This is a genomic window from Micromonospora sp. NPDC049101 (assembly GCF_040648675.1).
GTDB lineage: Bacteria > Actinomycetota > Actinomycetes > Mycobacteriales > Micromonosporaceae > Micromonospora.
Genome location: NZ_JBEZED010000046.1, coordinates 1 through 24,273 on the forward strand (window position 1 = coordinate 1; position 24,273 = coordinate 24,273).

General features: G+C 71.9%; 17 protein-coding genes. 8 read left to right on the top strand and 9 right to left on the bottom strand.

What is annotated here, in order from left to right:
* Positions 1–143: 143 nt before the first annotated feature.
* Entirely contained in the window at positions 144–1,712 is a 1,569-nt protein-coding gene (locus AB0B57_RS35825; RefSeq protein ID WP_357080610.1) for an alpha/beta fold hydrolase, read from the bottom strand.
* Positions 1,713–1,769: 57 nt separating this feature from the next.
* A complete protein-coding gene (locus AB0B57_RS35830; protein ID WP_357080613.1) occupies positions 1,770–4,565 on the bottom strand; it encodes a BTAD domain-containing putative transcriptional regulator in 2,796 nt (931 codons plus the stop codon).
* Between the two features lie 234 nt (positions 4,566–4,799).
* Between AB0B57_RS35830 and AB0B57_RS35835 the strand changes: the two genes are divergently transcribed.
* Together AB0B57_RS35835 and AB0B57_RS35840 are read left to right on the top strand one after the other, a co-directional pair.
* A complete protein-coding gene (locus tag AB0B57_RS35835; protein WP_357080616.1) occupies positions 4,800–5,633 on the top strand; it encodes an SAM-dependent methyltransferase in 834 nt (277 codons plus the stop codon).
* Positions 5,634–5,742: 109 nt separating this feature from the next.
* A complete protein-coding gene (locus AB0B57_RS35840; RefSeq protein ID WP_357080619.1) occupies positions 5,743–8,043 on the top strand; it encodes an LLM class flavin-dependent oxidoreductase in 2,301 nt (766 codons plus the stop codon).
* Between the two features lie 18 nt (positions 8,044–8,061).
* Here AB0B57_RS35840 and AB0B57_RS35845 read toward each other — a convergent pair whose 3' ends face one another.
* The gene (locus tag AB0B57_RS35845) at positions 8,062–8,562 is read right to left on the bottom strand and encodes a hypothetical protein (RefSeq protein ID WP_357080622.1); all 501 of its coding nucleotides are present in this window, start codon (positions 8,560–8,562) and stop codon (positions 8,062–8,064) included.
* Positions 8,563–9,013: 451 nt separating this feature from the next.
* Entirely contained in the window at positions 9,014–13,276 is a 4,263-nt protein-coding gene (locus tag AB0B57_RS35850) for a hypothetical protein (protein ID WP_357080625.1), read from the bottom strand.
* A 241-nt stretch (positions 13,277–13,517) separates the two neighbouring features.
* On the opposite strand from AB0B57_RS35850, the gene AB0B57_RS35855 reads away from it, so the two are divergent.
* From AB0B57_RS35855 to AB0B57_RS35880, 6 genes are all read left to right on the top strand, one after another.
* Positions 13,518–14,708, top strand: a complete 1,191-nt coding sequence (locus tag AB0B57_RS35855) for an MFS transporter (RefSeq protein ID WP_357080628.1) — start codon at positions 13,518–13,520, stop codon at positions 14,706–14,708.
* Positions 14,709–14,766: 58 nt separating this feature from the next.
* Entirely contained in the window at positions 14,767–15,399 is a 633-nt protein-coding gene (locus tag AB0B57_RS35860; RefSeq protein ID WP_357080632.1) for a VOC family protein, read from the top strand.
* Positions 15,400–15,568: 169 nt separating this feature from the next.
* Positions 15,569–16,435 (top strand): ABC transporter permease, encoded by an 867-nt coding sequence (locus tag AB0B57_RS35865; protein ID WP_357080635.1) that lies wholly within the window; start codon positions 15,569–15,571, stop codon positions 16,433–16,435.
* Between the two features lie 35 nt (positions 16,436–16,470).
* A complete protein-coding gene (locus AB0B57_RS35870) occupies positions 16,471–17,517 on the top strand; it encodes an ABC transporter substrate-binding protein (RefSeq protein WP_357080637.1) in 1,047 nt (348 codons plus the stop codon).
* Complete coding sequence (locus AB0B57_RS35875) at positions 17,501–18,280, top strand: ABC transporter ATP-binding protein (RefSeq protein WP_357080640.1); 780 nt, start codon at positions 17,501–17,503, stop codon at positions 18,278–18,280. Before AB0B57_RS35870 ends, AB0B57_RS35875 begins: the two co-directional genes overlap by 17 nt.
* Positions 18,281–18,297: 17 nt before the next feature.
* A complete protein-coding gene (locus AB0B57_RS35880; RefSeq protein ID WP_357080643.1) occupies positions 18,298–19,179 on the top strand; it encodes a TauD/TfdA family dioxygenase in 882 nt (293 codons plus the stop codon).
* A gap of 48 nt (positions 19,180–19,227) precedes the next feature.
* Here AB0B57_RS35880 and AB0B57_RS35885 read toward each other — a convergent pair whose 3' ends face one another.
* The 5 genes from AB0B57_RS35885 to AB0B57_RS35905 form a co-directional block, all read right to left on the bottom strand.
* On the bottom strand, positions 19,228–20,055 hold the full coding sequence (locus AB0B57_RS35885) for a GNAT family N-acetyltransferase (RefSeq protein ID WP_357080647.1): 828 nt from the start codon (positions 20,053–20,055) through the stop codon (positions 19,228–19,230).
* 116 nt (positions 20,056–20,171) lie between these two features.
* The gene (locus AB0B57_RS35890; protein WP_357080650.1) at positions 20,172–21,635 is read right to left on the bottom strand and encodes a PepSY domain-containing protein; all 1,464 of its coding nucleotides are present in this window, start codon (positions 21,633–21,635) and stop codon (positions 20,172–20,174) included.
* A 169-nt stretch (positions 21,636–21,804) separates the two neighbouring features.
* Positions 21,805–22,374: a copper resistance CopC family protein gene (locus AB0B57_RS35895; RefSeq protein ID WP_357080653.1), complete on the bottom strand. Its 570-nt coding sequence runs from the start codon at positions 22,372–22,374 to the stop codon at positions 21,805–21,807.
* Between the two features lie 23 nt (positions 22,375–22,397).
* Positions 22,398–23,612, bottom strand: a complete 1,215-nt coding sequence (locus tag AB0B57_RS35900; protein WP_357080656.1) for a Dyp-type peroxidase — start codon at positions 23,610–23,612, stop codon at positions 22,398–22,400.
* A gap of 23 nt (positions 23,613–23,635) precedes the next feature.
* Positions 23,636–24,235, bottom strand: a complete 600-nt coding sequence (locus AB0B57_RS35905; protein ID WP_357080659.1) for a copper chaperone PCu(A)C — start codon at positions 24,233–24,235, stop codon at positions 23,636–23,638.
* Positions 24,236–24,273: the final 38 nt, after the last annotated feature.

Sequence of the window (24,273 nt, forward strand, 5' to 3'; positions counted from 1 at the left end):
CCGGGTTTGGGGGCGGGGGGGGCCGGGGGGGGGTGTTACCAACACGCGCGGCCCGGCGGGGGGGGCGGGGCGGGGGGGCCCCCGGGGCTGCGCCCCCCCCCCCGACCCGGGTGTCCGGCACTCGTCCGGGCGGCACCGGTGCGTCAGGCCGGGGCGGCCGGGCAACTCGCACCGACCGGCGGGATGACCCTGCTGATCAGGTACCGCTCGACGCGGCTGCGGGTGCACTCCGTGCGGGGGTAGCTGGCGTGGCCCGACCCCTCGTAGGTGAGCAGGCGACCATGCGTGCCGAGTTGGTCCGCCACCCGCTGTGCCCCGTCGTACGGGGTGGCCGGGTCGTAGCGACCGTTGAGCAGCAACAGCGGGGTGCTCGTCCGCACCCGCAGCCGGTGTTGCGGGTTGTTCGCCGTCCAGCCCAAACAGATCGCGGTGAAGCGGACGACGACGGGGGAGGCCCGCAGGTGCGGTGCCGCGGCGCGGGCCAGTTCGAGGTACTGGTTCCACTCGGTGAAACCGTCGACCGGCAGCGACCAGTCCTGGCAGAACGCGGGCAGGGCGTACTCGGTCAGGCCCGCGTCGCCGTCGACCGGCACCATCGGGGACGCGAGCGGGTATTCCTCGCCCCGCTCCAACGCGAGCAGCATGTTCGCGAGGTCGGCCCAGGTCGCGTCGAAGAAGTTGACGAACGTCGCGAACCCGAGCTCGAACCAGGTGAGCGTCCGGCCGGTGCTCGCGTCGACAAGCGTGCCGGCGTCGGCGCGGCGCACCAGTCGGTCGTACAGCGCCGGCACGTCGCGTCCGTGTAGGGCGCAGCTGGGGGTTCGCCCGCACCAGCTCACGAACTCGTGGAACAAGGCCTCGTTGCTGGCCGCGCCGCTGCGGACGTACCCCCGGACCCCCTGGCTGTGGTCCATCACGCTGTCCATGGCCAGGGCCCGGACCCGGTCGGGGAACAACTCGGCGTAGGCCTGCCCGATCAGGGTGCCGTAGGACCACTGGTAGAAGCTGAGCTGCCGCTCACCGAGTGCCGCCCGGATGGCGTCCGTGTCCCGCGCGACACTCACGCTGTCGAGGTGGTCGAACAGTGGGCCACTCTGCGCGCGGCAGTCGTCGCGCAACTGGCGGTTGTAGGCGCGGAGTCGCTCGAACTCCGCCGCGTTGGTGGGCGTCAGGGAGGGGTGCCGGCCCAGCAACGCCGACGAGCAGCGCACCGGCGCACTACGGACCGTGCCCCGGGGATCGAAGCCGACGAGGTCGAAGCGGCGCAGCACGTCCGGCCCGAGCTGGGTCTCGGCGGTCAGCGCCACGTCGACCCCGGACAGACCGGGCCCGCCGGGGTTGAAGACCAGCACACCGATGCGGGCGGCCGGGTCGGTGGCGGTACGCCGGGCCAGGGCCAGCTCGAAGGTCTCCCCACCCGGTCGGGCCCAGTCGACCGGGAGCCGCAGGGTGCCGCACCGCGTACCCGGATCGTCGGGCCGTTCCGGGCACGCCCGCCAGTCGATGCGGCCGTTCCACCCGCCGGTGCCGCTCCCGGCGACCGAACCGGTGCCGCCGGACGACGCCGGCGTGGGGCCCGCGAACGCCGGTGGGGCGTTGAGCGACAGGGCGACGAGGATCGCGACGACGGCCGGAAGGCGACGAACAAGTGGTGGGCGCCGGCGGTCGACCCCGCCGCGACGCCAGAGAGTGGTTCTCTTCGTGGTCAGCATGCGCCCAGCCTGCCGACGCCCGGTCCACGTCGGATCCATGCCGGTCCGTGGGCAGGCTCAGCGCGAGGTCGCCAACCGCTCGGACAACTCCCCGGCCTGCGGATGACCGACCCGGTCGAAGATCTCCAACGCCTGTCGCCACAGGTCCGTCGACGTGTCGTGGTCGCCCACCGCCCGATGGGTGTCGCCGAGCCGGACAAGTGTCTCGGCCCGCCCGCACTGGTCCTGAGCGCCGGAGTACAGCGCCAGAGCGCGCCGGTAGCAGGCCGCCGCCGTCGGGTGCGCACCGAGACCCTGATGGGCGAAGCCGAGGCTGTCCCAGGTGTGGGCCGAGCCCACCCGGTCCTCGACCTCCTCGTGCAGTGCGAGTGCCTGCTCGCAGTAGGCGATGGCACGGACGTGCTCGTCCAGCCGGGCGTGGCCCCACCCGATCGCGTTGAGCGCGGCGGCCACGCCGCGTCGGTCGTCGCTGCCGCTGGACAACGCCAGCGCCTTCTCGGCGTGCGGCAGCGCTGCCCGCGGGTTTCCCTCGGTGTCGTACACCCAGGCGAGATGCAGGTGGGTGCTCGCCTGCCCCGGCCGGTCACCGAGCCGGTCGTACCGTGCCATCGCGCTGCGCAGGTGACGGCGGGCCGCGTCGTACCGGCGGAGCTGGAGGTGTGCCAGCGCGAGGTCCCGGTGTGCCACCGCCTCGGCCCGCGGCTCGCCCCGGCGTCGGGCGACCGCGACCGCGACCGACTGTACGGTGCTCAGGTCGTGCCACCGCGACATCCGGCTGAGCAGCGGGGTGAGGGCCTGGGCGAGCTGGCCGGCGTGCGCCTCGAAGCGGTGGGTGGCCGCGTCGTCGACGGCGGCCAGCAGCGCCCCCTGCTCGATGGCGAACCAGGCCAGTGCGGACCGGTGATCGGCGAACGTCGGTGTGGACCAGTCGGCGGGCAGCGGATCGACCGGCTGGTGGCCGGCGTCGACAAGCCTCGCCGCGGCGAGCGCGGCCCGCAGGTAGTGGTCGAACACGCGCCTGCGCGCCGCGGCACGGTCGTCTGCGGAGTCGTGCGCGTCCGTCAGCTCCTCCCCGTAGGCCCGGAGCAGGTCGTGACAGCGGAAGCGGTTGGGGGACTGCTCCGCCAGCAGGTTCGCCCGGGTCAACTCGTCGAGTGCCGGCCGGATCAGGTGCGGCGGTGCCCCGGCGAGGCTGGCCGCCGCCGCCGCGCTGATGTCCGCCGTGGGGTGCAGGCTGATCTGCCGGAACAGCCGGGCCGCGTCCGGGCTGAGCAGACGGTACGACCAGGAGAGCACCGTCCGCAGGTCGGTGGCGGCGTCGTCGGTGGCCAAAGCGGCGAGGCCACCCCTGCTCACGGCCAGATCGTCGGCGATGGCCTGGAGCGGGAACGTGGGCCGGGCGGCGGCCCGCGCGGCCACGATGGACAGTGCGAGGGGCAACCGCGCGGTACGGGTGATCAGCTCGTCCACCGCGGCCGGCTGGGTGGCGGCCCGCCGTGCACCCAGTCGCCGGACGAGCAACTGGCGTGCCTCGGGGGTGCTGGGCAGGTCGAGTGCGACGGTGTGGGCGCCTTCGGCGGCGACCAGGCCGGGCAGCGTGTGGCGGCTCGTCACGATCACGCCACATCGGCTGGACCCGGGCAGCAGCGGTCGCACCTGTTCGGCGTCGCGCGCGTTGTCGAGCAGCACGAGCAGCCGTCGGTCGGCGGTCAGACTCCGGTACAGGGCGAACTGGGCCGCTGGCTCGGCGGGTATCTCCAGGGGCTTGACGCCCAGGGCGGGCAGCAGCGAGCGTACGACGACGGCGGACGGTGCGGCCTCCTGGGTGGCCGTGCCGAAACCGCCCAGGTCGACGTGGAGTTGCCCGTCCGGATAGTGGCGCAGGCTGTCGTGTGCCCAGCGCAACGCCAGCCACGTCTTTCCGACGCCCCCGGTGCCGGTGACGACGACGGTGCCGGCCGGGTCGGTGTCGTCGAGCAGCAGCGTCGTGAGCCGGGCCAGCTCACGGGTCCGGCCGGTGAACAACGTCGGCGGGGCCGGCAACTGCCGGGGCACGATCCGGGGCGCGGGTCGTCGCGGCGGTCGTGCCCCGGGTATCGACACCTCCCGGTCGGCCCGCAGGATGCTGGTGTGCAGCCGTTGCAGCTCGGCACCGGGCTCGACGCCCACCTCCTCGGACAGGACCCGGCGTAACCGCCGGTACGTCGCCAGCGCGTCCGCCCGCCGACCGGCCCGGGTCAGGGCCACCATGAGCTGCCCCCAGGGGCGCTCGCGCAGCGGATCCCCGTCGATCCGCGTCCGGAGCGGCTCGATCAGCTCGTGGTGCCGGCCGGTGCGCAACTGGAGGTCCGCGACCTCCTCCAGCAGAGTCGACCGCTGTTCCTGGAGTCGGGCCCGGACGGCGAGCAATACCCCCGCGCCGGGCAGGCCCGCGAACGGCTCGCCCCGCCACAGCGCCAGCGCCCCCTCGAACGCCCGCAGGGCATCCGGGGCGCGGTCCTGCCGCAACGCCTGATATCCCTGCTGGGCCAGGTCGTCGAAGGTGACGGTGTCCACCGTCTGCCCATCGAGGACGAGCCGATAGCCGGTGGCCCCCGCGAGGATGGCGGGGTCGGGTGCCCCCGGGGACCGCAGCGCCCGGCGCAACGCCCAGACGTAGGTCTTCACGTTGCCGGCTGCCGTCTTCGGTGCGCGGCCCTGCCACAGCTCGTCGACGAGCTGGTCGATGGACCACGCGCTGCCCGGCCGCGACAGCAGGATGGCCAGCAGGCGCACCTGCATGGGCGTGCCGAGGGCCAGCCGTTCCCCCGCGGGAGACCACACCTCGACCGGCCCGAGCAGGTGGTACCGCATCGCCGGCCTCCCCCCGTCACGCTGGACCATCACCCCACCGTACGGCCTGCCGCCGGTCCACTGCCTCCCGAGGAGGTCCGGCAGGGTCCCACCGGCACCGACCGCGGCGGTCCTGGCCGGCCGGCACGGGGACTCCGCTCGGGGTGGCGTGGATTCGTTGCCTTATATACCGTGGCACGGTCGCGGGCCGTCCCCGCCATGACATCGCGTACGCGATGAGAAGAGGGGTTCGTCGTGACCACGGATTCGCAGGCGACCGACCGACCCGAGGCCGGCGCGGTCGATGCGGTGCAGAAGATCGACACGTCGGTGCCGCACTCGGCACGGATCTGGAACTACTGGCTCGGTGGCAAGGACAACTTCGCCGTCGACCGCGAAGCCGGCGACCAGTACCGGCAGGTCTTCCCCGGCGTCGTCGACGTCGCCCGCGCCTCGCGGCAGTTCCTGGTCCGCTCGATCACGTTCCTCGCCGGCGAGGCGGGCGTCCGCCAGTTCCTCGATGTCGGCACGGGGTTGCCGACGGCCGACAACACCCACGAGGTGGCGCAGCGGATCGCACCGGACGCGCGGATCGTCTACGTGGACAGCGACCCGCTGGTGTTGGCGCACGCCCGTGCGTTGCTGGTCGGCACGGCCGAGGGCAGGACCGCCTATATCGACGGCGACCTGCACGACCCGGCCGCGGTCATCGCCGAGGCCGGCAAGACGCTCGACTTCCAGCAGCCGGTCGGCCTCATCCTCAGCGGTGTGCTGGGCCACGTGCCCGACTACGAGGCGGCCCGCTCGATCACGCGACAGTTGCTGGCGTCGCTGCCCAGCGGCAGCTACCTGTCCCTCAACGACGGCACGAGCCTGATCAGCGCCGAGATGCAGCAGGCGCAGGACGACTACAACGACACTGGTGCGGTTCCGTACACGCTCCGCTCGCCGGATGAGATCGCCGGGTTCTTCGACGGCCTGGAGCTGGTGGAGCCCGGCGTCGTGCCGTGCCCGCAGTGGCGACCTGACGACGCGGTCGACACGCCTGCCGACATCGACGCGTTCGGCGGGGTGGGCCGCAAGCGGTAGGACGCCCCGCACGGTCGCGGAATGAGCCCGTGGGGAAAGTGTGTTGTCTGAAATACGGTCTGCAAAACAGAACGTATTCTGAAAACACGACCACGGAGATGGCGAAGAGATGCCTGACTACGGGCACGAAATCCTGTTTGGGACCTTTCTGACCCCCGGGGCGCAGAACCCGGACCAGGTGGTGGCGCTCGCCGAGCTGACCGAAGCGGCGGGGCTGGATCTCACCTCCTTCCAGGACCACCCCTACAACGCCGAGTTCCTCGACACCTGGACCCTGCTGAGCTGGGTCGCGGCCCGCACGCAACGGCTGCGGATCTCGGGAAACGTCCTCAGCCTTCCGCTGCGTCCGCCGGCCGTGCTGGCGAGGGCGGCGGCGAGCCTGGACCGGCTGTCCCACGGCCGTTTCGAGCTGGGCCTCGGCGCCGGCGCGTTCTGGGACGGGATCGAGGGCATGGGCGCCCGCCGGCTGACGCCGGGGCAGGGCGTCGAGGCGCTTCGCGAGGCGATCGACATCCTGCGCGGTGTCTGGGATGTCACCGCGGCCGGGCCGCTGCGGCAGGACGGTAGGTACTACCCGACCCCCGGCACGCAGCGCGGCCCCGAGCCGGCACACGAGATCGACATCTGGCTCGGCGCGTACCAGCCGAAGATGCTGGCGTTGACCGGCCAGAAGGCGAACGGCTGGCTGCCGACACTGGAGTACCTGCGCTCGCCGGACCGGGTGACCGCCAACCGGCTGATCGACGAGGCGGCCGTCGCGGCGGGACGCGACCCTCGAAAGATCCGGCGGTTGCTCAACCTGTTCACCGTCGACGTCTCGTCGCGCAGCCGTGGCTTCCTCCAGGGGCCTGCCGAGCAGTGGGTCGAACAGCTCCTCCCGATGGTCCTCGAGGAGGGGTTCAGCACCTTCCTGATTGGCCGCGACGACCCGCGCCTGATCCAGACCCTCGGTCAGGAGATCGCCCCCGCGCTGCGCGAGGCGGTCGCCAAGGAGCGCGCGGCGGGCGGGCCCGACACCGGGCGGGTCCGCGGCGTCGCCGCCCTGGCCGAGCGTCACCCGGGCGTCGACTACGACGCGCTACCGGAATCGTTGGCCGCCCGGGCCGTCGAGCCGGGCGACCCGGAGTACGACGGTGTCCGCCACAGCTACAGCTGGCACGGATCACCGGCCCTGGTCCTCCGGCCGCAGGCCGTCGCCGAGGTGATCGACGCCGTGTCGTACGCGCGGACGCAGAACGTGCCGCTGTCCGTGCGCAGCGGCGGGCACGGCATCAGCGGTCGGTCGACGAACGACGGGGGAGTCATCATCGACATGTCGCTGATGAACAAGGTCGAGGTGCTCGACCGGGCGACCCGCCGGATCCGGCTCGAACCGGGCGCCCGCTGGGGGCACGTGGCCCAGACACTCGCCCCGTACGGCCTGGCGATGAGCTCGGGCGACTACGGTGACGTGGGCGTCGGCGGTCTCGCCACGACCGCCGGCATCGGATACCTGGCGCGCAAACACGGCCTGACCATCGACCACATCGTGGCCGCCGAGATCGTGACCGCGGACGGCCGCCTGCTCCGCGTGGACGACGAGCATCACCCCGACCTGTTCTGGGCCGTACGCGGCGCCGGCGGCAACTTCGGCGTCGTCACCGCCATCGAGATGGCGGCGTACGAGGTCGACAACGTCGTCTACGCCCAGCTCGTCGCGGACGCGACCGACACCGCCCACCTGCTGCGCCGCTGGGGTCAACTCGTCGAGGAGGCGCCCCGGGACCTGACCAGCTTCCTGTCCCTCTTCCCCGGTCGTCGGGGCGACCCGGCGACGGCCCAGGTCACCCTCGTCTTCGCCGGGGACGACATCGAGGCGGCGCGGTCGGCCCTGAGCCCGTTCCTGGAGATCGGACCGATTCTCGACCAGCAGGCGCAGCTCGTGCCCTATCCCGCGATCGTCGCGCCGCCCGGCAACCGGCACCGGGGTCAGGGGCTCAACGACACCCGCAGCGGGCTGCTGCACCACATCACACCCGAGGTGGCGGACCGCATGGCGACCATGATGAACTCCGGCGATGTGATGATCATGCAGGTCCGATCCGTCGGCGCGGCGGTCAACGACGTCGCCGGCGACGCGACCGCCTACCCGCACCGGACGCAGAACTTCTCGGTGCTCGCCGCCACCGTGCCGGACCGCAGGCCCCACCTCGACAAGCTGTGGACCGAGCTGTATCCGCATCTCGACGGCCTGTACCTCAGCTTCGAGACCGACACCGATCCGGACCGCCTGCTGGACGCCTGGCCCGAGCCCACCCTCGGCCGGCTGCGCGCCATCAAGGCCACCTACGACCCGGACAACGTCTTCAACCGAAACTTCCCGATCCCACCGGCAGACAACACCGGCGACAAGGCGCTCGCCAACTCCTGACAGGCCGGGCGGCGGGGGTCAGTGGGCGGCGGCGCGTCCGGCGACCTGGGTAAGGATCCTGTTCCAGAGAGCTTCCGGAATCGGCTCGTCGATGCTGGCCATCGCCACCTGGACCTCGATGAGCGGTCCCCGGATGAACGCGGTGCGGTCGTACTGGACCAGGTCCTGCCCGGCGATCGTGCCGACGAGCTTGTTGTCCACGACACCGACCACGTTGGCCGCGCCCCGGGTCGGCGCGAGTGTGACCTTGGTGGACATCGAGTCCACGGTCCAGTCGAGCTGCTCGTAAACCAGCCGCGTGATGCGCTCCGTGCAGGGCTGCAGCCTCGGGTTGGTCAACAGGCCGAAATCGACGTCGAGATCAGCTTCTGATCGGTAGCTCGCCGCCACGGACTGGATGAACACCGGCCCACCGGAGTAGGGCGTTGATTCCACTCCGGCGACCATGTTCGGGGTGGTGTCGCGTACTCCCATGCACGTCGCCGTCGCGGCGTTGACGTCCGGGTCCAGCATGCTCATCGACTCCGTGGTGACCCAGTCGGAAGGCACGTCCGTCGCCCGCACAACGATCTTTTGCAACTGTTGCTTGGTGGCTGGCGTACGCTCCGTTTGTTGCTTGGTGGGTGGCGTGCGCTGCGTTGGCCGCCGGATCGGTGTGGCCGACCGGCCAGGACTCGTGACCGGCGGTGTAGGCGTCACCGTGGCAGAGGGTGGGACCGGTGTTGTCGGTGCGGCGGCTGGTGAGGTGGCCGGATCGCTGGCCGAGGCAGCCGGGTCGGCACCGCGCGCAGAACGCTCGTCACTTCCGCAACCGGCCAGCAGGACCACTCCGAGCCCGGCTACGCAGAGCCGGGTGAGACACCGCGAGAACATGGCACGGAATTTAGCATCCTCATTTCACCCTATTCATGATCGATGGGAATCTTTGCCGTAGGGGAAAGGCGAATTGTTTGATCGGCTGCCGGTCGCGCTACGGGCAGACGGTTGCGAAGGGTCTTCCGGGGAGGTACGTCTTCCACTCATCGCCGGCCAGCGACCCATAGAGGGAGCAGACCGTCCCGAATGTGTCGGCGACGACAGCGCGGTCGGTGATGGATAGTCCGCGTATACTGATGTGCGCGATGATTTTGCCGTTCGGGCTGAAGGCCACCGCGCTGACTCCCAACACACTTGTCAATTCGGCCGCGACGGATACCGGCCGCCCGATTTCCCGGCCGTCTTCCGGATTCCACAGGCGTACGGCGTCGTTCTGGGCGCCGCCGGCCAGGACGCTCCCGTCCGGACTGAAATCGAGGCCGGAGACGGAGCTTCCGGCGCTCATTGTGCTCATTTGCCGGCCGGTGGCGGGGTTCCACACGCGAATGGTCCCGTCGTCGCCGGCGGCGGCCAGCAGGTGTCCGTCGCGGCTGAAGCGCACCGCTGTCACCGGGCCGCGATGGCCGGTCAGTGGAGGGCCGACGGCGTGGCCGGTGGCGGGGTTCCAAAGGCGAACGGTGCCGTCGTCGCCTCCCGTGGCCAACAGGTCGCTGCCGAAGCTCACCGCGTTCACCGTGCCCGGATGGCCAGTCAACGGGTCGCCGACCGGCTGGCCGGTGGTGGGGTCCCACAGCCATACCGCCTGCTCGTCGCCGCTGCTGGCCAGCAGCGTTCCATCGCGGTTGAAGGCCAGTGCGGTGATCACCTTCCGGTGGCCGGTCAGCGGGCGGCCGATTGGCCGGCGGGTGGCGGGGTTCCAGAGCCGGATGCTGCCGTCACTGCCGCCGCTGGCCAGGATGGAGCCCTGCGGGCTGAACGCGACAGCGGTGACGTCCTGCTGCTGGGCGACGATCGACTTGCCGAGTGGCCGCCCGGTGGCCGGGTTCCAGAGGCCGATCGTCCGGTCGTTGCCGTTCGCGGTGGCAACCAGGCTGCCGTCCGGGTTGAACGCCACGTCGCTCAGGTAGCCCCGGCCGATCCCCGTCGACCTGGTAACCGGTTGGCCGCTTGCGGCATCCCACAGCCGGATTGTGCCGTCGCTGCTGCCGGTCGCCATCAGCTGTCCGTGAGGGCTGAACGCGACACTCCAGACCCAGTCGCGGTGGCCGGTCAGCGGTGCGGCGACGGGCTTGCCGTCGGCCGCGTTCCACAGCCGGATCGTCCGGTCGGCGCCGGTGCTGGCCAGCCGCGTACCGTCCGGGGTGAACGCCACCCCGGTCACCTTGCTGCCACTGCCGCTGAGCACCGGTCCCGCCGAGCCGCCCGTGGACGGCTCCCACAGCCTGACGCTGCCGTCCAGGCCGGCGCTGGCCAACCGACCGTCGCGGCTGAACGCCAGGCTCCAGATCCAGTCGGAGTGCCCTCTCAGCGGCTTACCAACGGTTCGGCTGGTGGCCGGATCCCACAACTGGATCACACCATGGCCCGCTGCCGATCGGGATGCTGCGGCAAGCAGCCGGCCGTCCGGGCTGAACGCGACAGCGGTGACCGGCCCGGAACGGGGGGTCAACGGTTGACCGACGGGGGAACCGGTGTCGGGGTTCCAGAGCCGAATGGTGCCGTCGTCACCGGCGCTGGCGAGCAGGCGATCGCGGGGGTGGAACGCGACAGTTGTCACCGGGCCTTGGTGGCCGGTCAGCGGGCCACCGACCGGGCTGCCGGTGGCCGGGTCCCACCGGCGGACGGTGCCGTCGTCGCTGACGCTGGCCAGTAGCGATCCGTCGGCGTTGAATGCCACGCGGCTCACTTTGCCCTCGTGACCGACAAGCGGGCGGCCGATCGGCAGGCCGGTGAGCGAGTCCCACAGCCGTACCGTCGCGTCGCCGCCGGCGCTGGCCAGTAGCTGTCCGCGTGGGCTGAACGTCACATCGTGCACGCTCGCCGTGTGGCCGTAGAGCACCGAGCGGGGTTCCGCGATCAGCATCCGCATACTGGCGAAGGCTTCGTCGGTGGGAGCCATCCGCCACGCGGCGGCGGCCAGCCTGCCGGCGAGGAGAGGATCATGTTGGCGGGTGACCTGACTCTGCGCGGCCAACTGGCGCGACAATGCCACGGCCTGCTGCCGGCGCAGGTCCGCTTGGCGGCTGGTGGCAAGCCCGGCCGCCACCAGTGCCGCAATCGTCAGCATCGACAGAGCCGCCATGACCGCGCGGCGTAGCCAGGCGTTGCGGACCGCGGCCCTCTTGCTGGCGGCCAGAAACTCCTGCGTACCCGGTGCCAGCGCCGGAAACCGGTTCGCTGCCGCGCTCCAGCGCTCGGCCGCCCGCACGGCCGAGCCCAGTTGCGAGCCGCGGTAAAGGAACGACGCGTCGCGTCCGCGTCTGTCCCAGAGCGACGCGTCCTCCGCCAGTTCCCGATAGAGCGTGCGGTCGGCCTGTTCGGCGTCCAGCCAGCCGCGTAGCCTCGCCCACCCCAGTAGTAAGGCGTCGTGGGCGATCCGGACGCTGTGACGCTCCAGCACGATCAACCGGCGGCCGGCGAACGGGGCCAGGACCGCGTCGAGGTCTTCCTGCGGAACGCCCGTCGCGGCCCCCAACTCCTCGCTGGTCGCCCGGCGGCAGGCCAGCTGTCCGCTGCCGGTGACGACCGTCAACTGAACGAAGACCGAGCGTGCGGCCTCGCGACTGGCGGCCGGTAACGCCTGGTACACCGACTCGGCGGTGCTCTGCACGGCCTGCCCGACCCCGCCCATCCGCCAGTAGGCCCGCACCGTCAGCGGGCCCCCGTCGCGCGACTCCCACAGGGCGAGCATCGCTTGGGACAACAGCGGCAACACACCGGCGTCGAAGCCGGTGACCAGCGTGCGATCGCGCAGTTCTCCGAGGATCGCCTCGTCCAGGCCCCGCTCGAGCGGCACGCCGGCCTCGGCGGCCGGCCCGCAGATCGCCAGGCGCAACTCCGCCTCGGTCATCGGCCCCAGCAGGAACGAGCCGGCCTGCAACGCCTCGCGCAGCTCGGGATAGGCGGCGGCCCGGTCCAGGAAATCGGCACGCACCGCGATGACGAGCAACGCGGCGGGTAGATCGCCCGTACGCCGTACTGCCGCCATCGCGTGCAACGCGGCGACGAATGCCAACCGCACCTGCCGACCCGGCGGATCATCGGCGACCAGGGTGAACAACTCCTCGAACTGGTCGATGATCAGAACCAGACGCCTGGAGATCACACCGTCCCCGCCGGGCGCATCGCCACGCGTGGCTTGCCGCGCCAGCAACCGGGCACTGGACGGATCGGCGACCAGGGACCGATGAACCGCGGCAGCATCCGTGCCGGCGAGGTCCGCCAGATGAGCGGCCAGCTCCTCCAGCGGGTTACCGGTCGGCGTCATGACCCGGCGGGGCCAGGCGGCCGAGCCCGGCACCAGCCGATCGCCGGCCAACCGAGGAATCAGACCGGCCCGAAGCAACGACGACTTGCCGGCGCCCGACGCGCCGACCAAGAACAGCAGCTGGCCGTGGGCTAACCGGGCAGCCAACTGCTGGACGAGACGCGAGGTCGCCTCGGCTCGCCCGTAGAACACGCCCGAGTGGCGTTCCTCGAACGGCGCCAAGCCCCGGTACGGAGAGCCCACCCAGGGCGCCGCCCGCACGGACGCGCCCGGATCGGCACTCGTACGAGCCTCCACGGCGGAGACCTTCTCCAAGACCAGCCGCAACGTCACCTGTTGGTCGGCAACCCGTTCCAGCCCGACCCGCTGCAGCTCCTCCTGCCGACGCAGCGAGGCCTCGACACGCCACAGCGCCTGTCGCGCCTCCGCCACGACGAACCGGAACTCCGCGAACCGGCTCGCGAGCAATGCCAGAGTTTCCAGAACGCTGTCCCGCAGCTCCGCGTCGCCCGCCTCAACCAGGGCACCCACCGCGTCGATCCGCTTGAGCAACTCCGCGATCTCGGCCCGCGCCACGCTCGCCTGCTCTCCATCCTCGGACAGCACCTCATCGAGCAGGACAATCAGCTCCCGCTCGATCGCCTCGGGCGAAGATTGATCGGGCTCAGTCCCGCGCAGGTGCTCGATCGCGGTGGAGACGACGTTGGTCAGAACGTTCGCACCAACCGAGCCGAGACCCGCCGAGATCGCCAGACCGACAGACGTGTTGGTCAACCCGGCCGCCACCACGGGCACCAAGCTCGTGGCGCACAGGAGGCCGACCAGGTACGGGCCGGAGGACTGTTTCAGAACTCCGCCGCGGCGAGCGAGCCCGGCCACCGCCGCGCGCATCTTGTCGCGCAACTGCGCGTCGTCACTCTCGCTGGTCAATCGTTCCCACCCGGGGCCGGACCTGCCGAACATCGTAGACCGGGCGGCCGACATCGATCTGTCGGAAAGGCGGCAGCCCTCGAATGCCCACTCACGCGCTCGAACGGCCCCATCTTGATCGCGGCCACGACACCGTGGGCTGAGCCGGCATGTGACGGCGCTCGCCGGGTACGCCGCCGTGGCCCCGGGCTGGCAGGACGCCCGGGAGCTGTCGCTTTCCGCGCAGCCGAGGAGCACCGACATGCCTATCGCAGGGCGGGCCCGACTCTCGCCGGCGGTATCCCTGGTGCTGCTGGCGTCGATTCTCGTGTCGTTCCTGGCCGCGTCGGCGGCCCCGACCCCGCTCTACGGGCTCTACCAGCAGCGCTGGCACTTCTCACCGGTCACGACCACCGTGGTGTTCGCCGTCTACGCGCTCGCGGTGCTGGCCTCGTTGCTCACGTTCGGCAGGTTGTCCGATCACGTCGGCCGGCGGCCGGTCCTGGCCGTCGCGATCGTGGTGCAGATGCTGTCGCTCGTCGTCTTCGTCTTCGCCAACGGCGTACCCACGTTGCTGGCCGCCCGTCTGCTCCAGGGGCTCGCCGCCGGGGCCGCCACCGGCGCCGTCGGTGCCGGCATGCTCGACATCGACCGCGCCCGGGGCACGCTCGCGAACTCGATCGCCCCCGGTATCGGCACCGGGAGCGGTGCGCTGCTCGCGGCGCTGCTCATCGATTTTCTGCCCGCGCCGACGCGGCTGGTGTACGTCGTCCTGCTCGTGATCCTCCTGCTCCAGGCCGTCGGGGTCGCGCTGATGTCGGAGACTGTCACGCCGATGGCGGGCGCGCTACGTAGCCTGCGGCCCGACGTCACGCTGCCCCGATCCGTACGCCAGCCGGTGCTTGTCGTCGTCCCGGTGCTCTTCGCGGTCTGGGCGCTGGCCGGGTTCTTCGGTGCCCTCGGACCAGCGCTCGTCCGCAGCCTCATGAACACGTCGATCGTGGTCGGCGGCCTGGTTCTCTTCGTCTTCGCCGTCTTCGGGTCGATCGCCGTCCTGTTGTTGCGCGATACCGCCGCGCGGACCGTGATCCTGACCGGGATCGTCGCGCTCATCCTCGGCATGATCGTCACGTTGGTATCGGTGCTGGGCGAGACCGTTCCGGGCTTCTTCGTCGGCCTCGCCCTCGGGGGCGTCGGCTTCGGTGCCGGTTTCCAGGGCAGCCTCAAGACGATCATGCCGCTGGTCGAGGCGCACGAACGTGCCAGTGTGCTCTCTCTGCTGTACGTCGTCTGCTATGTCGGCTTCGGCCTCCCCACGGTGATCGCCGGCTTCCTCGTGGTCTACGCCGGTGGCCTGCCGCGCACCGCCGACGAGTATTCCGTCGCCGTCATCCTGCTCGCCCTGATCGCCCTGTTCGGGGTGCGCCGGGCCACGAGGGTGTCGTCGGGCTGATGCCGGGAAGGCGGCATCCGGCACGCGGTTTCGATGATCGGCGGATCGGGAGGGGGCGATGATGAGCCCGAAGAGTGCCCAGGGTGCGGCGAGCGGCGGGTCGAGCATCGAGAGCGTCGACGTGAAGCTGGAGGTGATCGTCATCCCGGTGTCGGACGTCGACCGGGCGAAGGCGTTCTACGAACGGCTCGGGTGGCGGCTCGACCAGACACCGCCCGGCATCGTGCAGCTCACGCCGCACGGCTCCGCGTGCTCGGTGCAGTTCGGCCCCGGCCTCACGCCAGCGGCACCCGGCTCGGCCGTGGCGTACCTGGTCGTGTCCGACATCGAGGCGGCCCACGACACCCTCGTCGCCGCCGGTGTCGAGGTCGGCGACGTCTTCCACGTCAGCCCGGACGGCCCGGTCGACGGGCCGGACCCGCAGCGGCGCAGCTACTTCTCGCGCGCCACGCTGCGCGACCCGGACGGCAACACCTGGCTGCTCCAGGAGATCACGACCAGACTGCCCGGGCGCGTCGAGGGAGGCCTGACGTCGTTCGGCTCCACGAGCGACCTGGCCGACGCGCTGCGGCGCGCGGCCGCCGCGCACGGTGAGCACGAGAAGCGGACCGGCCAGCACGACGACAACTGGCCCGACTGGTACGCGGCGTACCTGGTGAGTGAGCAGTCCGGGGCCAAGCCGCCCGAGTGAGCCCCGGGTCGGCCTGATGCCGGTGGGTCAGCACGACGACTCGCCGGCAGCACTGTCTTCCGCGGCAGGCTGAGCCCGTCCCGCGCCGAGATTCCACGCAGTGGGCGGTCCCTTGTGCATACCCCACTAAAACTGTAGGAATAGTGGGTCATCCTGATCGGGAGAAGCCATGACTGTTGTGACCGCGGCGCAGACCGTGGGCTCCGATGTCGGTGCCCCACCACCGACACGTCCACCGCGGGCGGGGGAGCGGGCCGGGTGGGGGCGACGCGTCGCGCTGCGCGCCGTGTCCCTGGTGGTCCTGCTGGCGCTCTGGCAGATCCTCGCGGTGCTGACCGACAACCCCACGTTCATCCCGTCGCCGGGCGCGGTGTGGGCCCGCCTGGTGCAGACGTCCACCACCCACGACGGTGTCCGGGGTTACAGCGGTCACCTGCTGATCGAGCACCTCGGCGTGAGTCTGCGGCGCATCCTCATCGGCTCGGTGGTGGGCGTGGCCGCCGGGCTGGTGCTCGGCCTGGTGATGGGCACCGTCACCTGGGTGCGGGTCGCGACCGAACCGGTCGTCACCTTCGTCCGCGCGTTGCCGCCCCTGGCGTACTTCAGCCTGTTCATCATCTGGTTCGGCATCGACGAGACGCCGAAGCTGTGGTTGCTGTCCATCGCCGCGCTGCCCCCGGTCGCGGTCGCCACCGCCGCCGCCGTCAAGGCCGCGCCCGCCACCCTCGTCGAGGCGGCCCGGGCACTGGGCGGCGGACGCTGGGCGGTCACCCGCGACGTGGTGCTGCCGCACGCGCTTCCGGAGATCTTCACCGGCATCCGGCTCGCCGTGGGCATCGCCTACTCGTCGGTGGTCGCCGCCGAGACCATCAACGGCGTACCGGGCATCGGGGGGATGGTCCGCGACGCGCAACGGTACTCGCAGACCGACGTGGTGGTGCTCGGTCTGTTCGCCATCGGCCTGTCCGGCCTCCTCATCGACGCACTGCTGCGCACCGCGGAGGACCGGCTCGTTCCCTGGCGCGGTCGAAGCTGACCGCGCTGTTCCCCACCTCGCAGAACGGACGTCCCGTGCGCAGACCACTTGTCGGAACTCTCCTCGCGGCTGCCCTGCTGCTGGCCGCCGCCCCCCTCGCCGGGTGCGGCAACGGCGCCGCCAGCGGCGGCGGCGACCCGCAGCGCAAGAGCATCCGGCTCGCCTACCAGGCGTTCCCGAGCGGCGACCTGATCGTGAAGAACCAGCGGCTGCTGGAGGAGGCGTTGCCGGACTACGCGATCACCTGGACCAAGTTCGACTCCGGCGCGAGCATCAACACCGCGTTCGCGGCCGGCAGTGTGGACATCGCCGCGATCGGCTCCAGCCCGGTCGCGCGCGGTCTGTCGGCGCCCCTGAACCTGCCCTACAAGGTGGCCTTCGTCCTCGACGTCGCCGGTGACAACGAGGCGCTTGTCGCCCGCAACAGCGCCAACGTCGCCACCATCACCGACCTGCGGGGCAAGAAGATCGGCACCCCGTTCGCCTCGACCGCGCACTTCAGTCTGCTCGCCGCCCTGGAGCGCGCCGGAGTCAAGGAGAGCGAGGTGACACTCGTCGACCTGGAGCCGCAGGACATCCTCGCCGCCTGGACCCGGGGCGACCTCGACGCCGCGTACTCCTGGCTGCCCTCGCTCGACGACCTGAAGAAGACCGGCAAGGTGCTCGTCACGAGCCGCGAGCTGGCCGCCGCCGGTAAGCCCACACTGGACCTCGGTGTGGTGTCCACCGCGTTCGCCGACGCCCACCCGGAGGCCGTCGACGCGTGGCGCAAGGCCGAGGCGAAGGCCCTGGACCTCATCGCGACCGACCCGACCGCCGCGGCGACCGCCGTCGGCCGGGAGCTGAACCTGGACACCGCGGCGGCCCAGCACCAGCTCAGTCAGGGCGTGTTCCTCAAGCCCGCCGACCTGGCCAGCCCCGAGTGGCTGGGCTCGCCGGAGAAGGTCGGCGCGCTCGCCGACAACCTGTACAACGCCGCGGTCTTCCTCAAGGGGCAGAAGAAGGTCGACGCGATACCGGACCGGTCGGTGTTCGAGGCGGCCGTCTACACCAAGGGCCTGCCGAGTGTCCTCCAGCCCTGACGCCGCGGTCGAGGTCCGCGACGTCACCCACACGTACGGGACCGGGCCGGCGGCGGTCACCGCCCTCGGCCCGGTCGACCTCCGCGTACCCCCGGGCACCTTCCTGGTCCTCGTGGGCGCCTCCGGATGTGGCAAGACCACACTCCTGCGGCTGATCGCCGGCTTCGAACGGCCGACGGCCGGCACGGTGACCGCCGCCGGCCGGCCGCCGGTGCCCGGCCGCAACGCCGGTCTGGTCTTCCAGCAACCCCGGCTGCTGCCGTGGAAGACGGTCGGCGGCAATGTCGGTCTCGCGCTGCGCTACGCCGGTGTGCCCCGGCCCGAACGGTCCCCCCGGGTGACCGCCCTGCTGGACCGGGTCGGCCTGCCGCACGTCGCGCACCGCCGCACCTGGCAGCTCTCCGGCGGCCAGCAGCAGCGGGTGGCCATCGCGCGGGCGCTGGCCGTGGACAACCCGTTACTGCTGCTCGACGAGCCGTTCGCGGCGCTCGACGCGCTCACCCGGGAGCGGTTGCAGGAAGACCTGCGCCGGGTCAGCGCCGAGACCGGCCGGACGTGTGTGTTCGTCACGCACAGCGTGGACGAGGCCGTCTTCCTCGGTAGTCGGGTGATCGTCCTGACCCGCCGGCCGGGCCGGGTGGCCCTCGACCTGGACGTCGATCTTCCACGCAGCGGCGTCGAACCCGACGAGTTGCGCGGCTCACCGGAGTACGCGGCCCTGCGCGCCACCATCGGCCACGCCGTGCGTGCCGCCGCCGCCTGAATGTGAGGGGCACCGCCATGACCGACACCCTGCTGCACCTGACCTTGGACCCCCTCGGGCCGCACTTCGGCGCCGAGGTGCGCGGCCTGGACCTGCACCGAGCCACGGACGACGAACTCGCGGCGGTGCGCGCCGCGCTGGTGGACCGCAAGGTGCTGTTCTTCGCCGATCAGCGCCTCGACGACGACGGGCAGGTACGCCTCGGTCGCCGGCTCGGCGAGCTGACCGCCTCGCACCCCGTGGTCGGCGGGGTGGACGAGCGACACCCCGAGGTGTACGCCCTGGACAGCGCCGACAACGGGTTCGCCGACGTGTGGCACACCGACGTCACCTTCGTCGCCCGTCCACCGCTCGGGTCGATCCTGCGCGCGGTGACGCTGCCGCCCAGTGGCGGCGACACGACCTGGGCGGACAGCCAACTCGCGTACGACTCGCTCGCCGAGCCGGTGCGCCGACTTGTCGACACGTTGGTGGCCGTGCACGACGGCAACCGCGAGTTCGGCTACTACCTGGCCCAACGCCGTGGTGGCCGGGGCAGTGTGTGGGACGGCGAGGTCGTCACCCGACTGGACCCGGTGGAGCACCCGGTCGTGCGCGTGCATCCGGAGACCGGCCGCCGGGGCATCTTCGTCAACCCCGGCTTCACCTCGCATATCGTCGGGGTGTCGGAGGCCGAGAGCCGGGCCATCCTGGACCTGCTCTACGCCCACCTCACCAAGCCGGAGCACCTGGTCCGACACCGGTGGCGCCCCGGCGACGTGGCGATGTGGGACAACCGCAGCACCGCCCACTACGCCAACCGCGACTACGGCGGCGCCCGGCGGGTCGTGCACCGCATCACCCTGCGCGGCGACCGCCCGCAGGGTCCGGCCGATCCCTGGCGTGGCCCGCCACGCTGAGCCGCGCTGGCCCTCCTCGCTCGCGGGGAGGGCCTGGCCAGGAAGGGGTCAGGGCGCCGATCGCCAGACCCAGTTGCGGCGCTCGTAGAGCGGCACCAGCCCGGCCCGGCGCAGATTGTCCAGCGACGGGTTCCGCGTACCGGGCGTGGGCTTCCCAGTCTCGGCGAACAGCCACCGGCACCCGGCCTCCGCCGCGGCGCGGGCGCGGGCGGCGATCAGCGCCGACTGCGCACCGAGGCCGCGGTGCCCGGGTGCCGTCGCGGCGGCGTTGAGCGAGGCCGACTCGCCGTGCAGGAACAGGTTGCCGCCGGCCACGACCTCGTCGCCGTCCCACGCCGCGTGCGGCCGCCAGGCCGGCTCGCCCACGGTCGACGCCAGCATGTCGGTGAGCCCACCGGCCGGCATGCCGAAGCCGGCAAGCAACACGTCGGCCCAGCGCCGCGCCTCGGCCGCCGGCACCGGGGCGACCCGCAGGCGGGTCCGCGCCGCGGCGACGTCACCCGATCGGGCGGCGAGCTTGACCCAGGTGCTGCCCGGCTCCAGCCCGCGTGCGGCGGCGACCGCGTCGAAGCCGTCGGGCAGGACCGCCGGGACGAGCTGGAGGACCGCCTGGTCGACGCCCTGCTCCCGGTAGAAGTCGAGGACGCGATCCAGGACCCGCACGGTGAACGGCTCGGTGACGCCGAAGCCGAGCGCCTTGCTCCAGTACCCGCCGGAGGGGTCGTTGCGCATGGCGAGGGCGACACCGCCGCCGATGCGCGTGGTCGCGACCCCCAGATCGGTGTACGCGGGCTCGGGCGCCCGCGACTCGTAGGCGTACATGAACTCGCACTCCACGCCCTCGGCGAGCGGGGTCAGGTCGGTCGTGTCGGTCATCAGCCGATTCTCGCCCGGTACCGGTCCCTGGCCCGCACCAACTGCATCCGATGGTGAATGCCCAGCTTGTGATATATGGAGCGGAGTCGCCTCGGCCGGGCGGCCGGACCGCTCGGTCAGCTCCCGGCGGGTGCCGGGGAGGTGGGAGCCTCGGCGGGTCGTCGGCGTCGGGACACCGCACCGGCGACGATGTCGATGACGAGGAAGGCCAGCAGGGTGAGTCCGAACAGCGGCAGCGCCCAGCCCACCGCCACGACCACCGGTACGCCGATCAGCAGTGCCCACAGCGGCAGGCCGCGTACGCCGGCACGGGCCGGCGGGGTGCCGGCGAGGGCGCGGCGGTCGGTGCGGGTGGGTCGGCGTTGCCACCACATGCGGTAGCCCCAGACGATGACGCAGAGCAGCCCGAGGGCGAGCGCGGCGAGCAGGATCTGGTTGACCAGGCCGAAGAGCAGACCCATGTGGGCCTGGATGCCGAGGCCGCTCAGTTTGGCCAGCAGCGGCCAGTCGGCGAAGTCGCTGCGGGCGGTGATCGTGCTGGTGGCCGGGTCGACGGCGATGCGGTCCTTGGCGACCGGCCAGGTGTTGTCGATCTGCGTGACGGTCCAGGCGAAGCCCGGCTCCGGCGCGGGGATGATCTCGACCGGCCCGGAGAGTCCCGCGTCGCGGGCGACCGTCTGGACCCGGTCGAAGGCCGCCGACTCGACGGTCCCGCCCGCCCCGGCGTCACCGTGGTGGTGACCGCCGCCGGTCTCGGTCGGAACGGCCACGAGGCTTGTGGAGATCTCCGGCGTGCGGGCGTTGAGCGCGTCCAGACCGGAGGCGAAGTTCGCGCCGGCGTAGCGGGACCAGGTCAGGCCGGTGGCCGAGAGGAAGAGCAGGCCGACGGTGAGCCAGATGCCGGTGGTGGCGTGCCAACCCCGGGTGCGGCGGACGCCCCTGCCGGTGGACAGGTCCGGCACGAGCAGGTGCCGGGCGGTGGCTCGGGCGGCGCCGCGTCGACGCCACCAGAGGATGACTCCGCCGAGCGCCAGCACCCACAGCCAGCTCGCGGCCAGCTCGGAGTAGTTTTCGCCGACCGTGCCCAGGTGCAGGTGGCGGTGCAGGTCGTCCAGCCAGGTGGTGGCCGGGGTGGAGCCGAACCAGGTGGTGAGCTGCCCCTGGGACTCGGCCGTGTACGGGTTGACGTAGACGGTGTGCTGGTTCTCGCCGAGTTCCGGCAGGGAGAACACGACCTTGGTGGTCCGGTCGCCGTCGCCGGGCTGCACGGCGGTGATGCTGCCGGTGGGGTGCGCGTTCCGCGCGGCCCCGACCTGCTCGGCCAACGGGAGCTGACGCTCACCCACCTGGGCGACTCTCAGCTTGTCGCCGTAGAGGAACGAGTCGAGTTGCGGGGTCGTGGTGTAGGCCAGGCCGGTCAGCGCGGCGACCACCAGGAACGGGGCGACGAGGATGCCGGCGTAGAAGTGCAGCCGCAGCAGCAGCGCGCCGAACGGAGAGGTGCGCCGGGGCGGCCGGGCCGGTCTGTCGGGTGTGGAGGTTTCCGGCGTCGGCGTGCCGGACAACTCGGTAAGAGACATGGTGATCCGATCGGAAGAGTCGGGACGCACCCGAAGGCGTTTCCCGTCCTGGTCTGGTCGCCCGGAGCCGTGTCGCGTCGGCCCAGTCTGGTAGTCGGGTCATCGACCCCGGTGGTTCCCGGACGATGGGGAAGATCGGGTCGGCGAGGATCGCGGGCGAGCGGTCGGATCAGCGACGGGTGGCCCGTCGCCGCCACAGCAGCCCGGCCGCCAGCACGGCGAGGACGGCAAGCACGGCCCCCGCGACGAGTACGCCGGCACCCGGGCCGCCGTCGCTCTGCACCCCGGCGGCGGCGGAAGCGGTGGCCGCCGACGTACCGGCGCCGGCAGTCGGCGCTGCGCTGGACGCGGGGTCGGCCACCGTGAAGGGGTACGACCCCTGCACCGGGTGCCCGTCGACGGAGACCACCCGGTAGGCGACGGTGTACGTCCCGTTCGGCAGCGTGTCGGTCACCTGGACCGTGCTCTTCGCACCGGCGACCACCGGCTCGCCGGTGGCGAGTTTCCGCTTGGCGGCGTCGGTGAGCACGATTGTCGTGAACGCGGGGTCGAGCCGCTGCATGAATTCCAGGGCGACCTCGGTCGGTGCGCTCGGTACTGTCGCGTCCCGAGCCGGCGTCGCCGACTTGAGCGAGTTGTGCGCCCAGGCCGGGGCGGCCGGGACGAGCAGCGCCACGAGGACGGCGAGCACCGCCGCGCCGAGCCGGACGGCGGTGGGGCGGGACGGCGGTACGGTCATGGCGATTCTCCGGGTTGGCTGACTCATCCGAGCACCTGCTCGCCGACCCATCCTCCCGGTTGGCAGCCGGGCGGGACGGCGAAGACGGCGGACCCGATCGGCGTGGTCCACTCGTTGAGCAGGTCCCGGTCGGCCAGTCGGCGTTGGATGGGCAGGTACTGCCGGGCGATGTCAGCCTGGTACGACGTGAAGATCAACCCGCTGTCGGCGTGGCCCTCGGCCGTCGGCACCCCGTCGTAGTTGTAGGGCCGGCGCAGGATCTTCAGCCGGTCGTCGGTGACATGCGCCCGGGTGAGGTGCGAGAAGTCGGGAATGACGGTGAGCCCGTCGGCGCCGGTGGCGGCGAAGTCGGGCTCGTCGTGCTCGGCGGTGCCGGTGAGCGGGGCGCCGGTGTCGAGCCGCCGCCCGATGGCCAGCTCGCGATCGGCGCGACCGAGCAGGTCCCAGGTCTCCATGTTCATGCTGATCCGCCGCACCACAAGCGTGGTGCTGTCGCGCAGCCACGCCGGGCCGTCCGGCACCCAGAGGGCGGTGTCCAGTGGGGTGCCGGGCCGGGGATTGGCGGTGCCGTCGAGCTGGCCGAACAGGTTGCGTTGGGTGTGGCCGCCCAGCTCGACGCCGGGGCTGCGCCGGAAGCCCTGCTGGACCCACCGGACGGTGGCGAACGGCCGGCTGTCCTTGATCAGGACTCGTTGGGCGTGGGCGACGGTGACCGCGTCGTCCGCGCAGATCTGCACCAGCAGGTCACCGCCGGACCAGGCCGGCTGGAGGCGGTCGACGCGGAACGAGGGCAGGTCGGTGACCGAGGCCGGCCGGCGGTCGTCCACACCGGCGGCCCGGTACAGGCCGGGCCCGAAGCCGAAGGTCACGGTCAGCCGTGCCGGCAGCAGCCCGAGTTCGGCCTCGGTGTCGGCAAGCGCGGGTTGGCCCTGGGTGAGACGGGCCGCGTCGTCGGTGAGCAGCCGCAGCATCCGACCCAGCGCGGCCCGGTCGGTGCCGGCCCGCAGGGTGAACGCCACGAACGAGGCGTGCGCCTGTGGCTCGGTGGCCACGCCGGCCTGCCGGGGGCCGTGGAACGGCTCGACCAGGCCGCCGACGGTCGCCGCCAACGTCGTGTCGGCGGCGGTCGCCGGCGGTGGCTCGGTCCTCCCAGCGCGGGTCGCGGCGATCGCGGCCCCGCCGGCCAGGACTCCACCGGCGGCCAGGGCTCCGCCGGTGAGCAGTCCACGCCTGCTCACCGGCCGCACGGGTGGTGACTCGGTCACGACGCCGGGCTCATGCTCATTCCCGGCGTGGCACTCATGCCGGTCACGGGCGCGCCGTGCCCGGGGGCGTAGCTCTCCTGCGCGCCGGTGAACGGCTTGACCACCGCGGTGAACTGCTGGGTCCTGCCGTCGGCGAAGGTCAGCGTGACTGACAACTCGTCGCCGGCCTGGACGGGCTTGGTGAGGTTCATCAGCATCAGGTGGTCGCCGCCGGGCTCCAGGGCGTGCGTGCCCCGGGCCTTGACGACGATGCCGCCCTGCTTCTGCCGCATGACCATCTTGCCGTCCTGCATGGCCATCTCGTGCAGCTCCATCGACGACACCGAGGTCGTGGCGCGGGTCACCGTGACATCGCTGTCGCCGTTGTTGACCAGGGTCCCGAACGCCGCCGTCATGCCCTTGTCGGCCGCCTTCACCCACGGGTCACGGATGCCGACCACGCCGGCGTCCGGGTTGGCCGAGGCCGACGCGGACGGGCCCGGCTGTGCGGTCGCCGGGGAGTCGGACGAGCCGCAACCCGCCGCACCCGCCGCCAGGATCGCGGCGGCGAGGACGGTGACCGAGCGGCGTAAACCGAGCGGGCTGGTGGTGCGCATGTGTTCTTCCTCCGTTGATCGCTGCTGGCTGTTTGGTC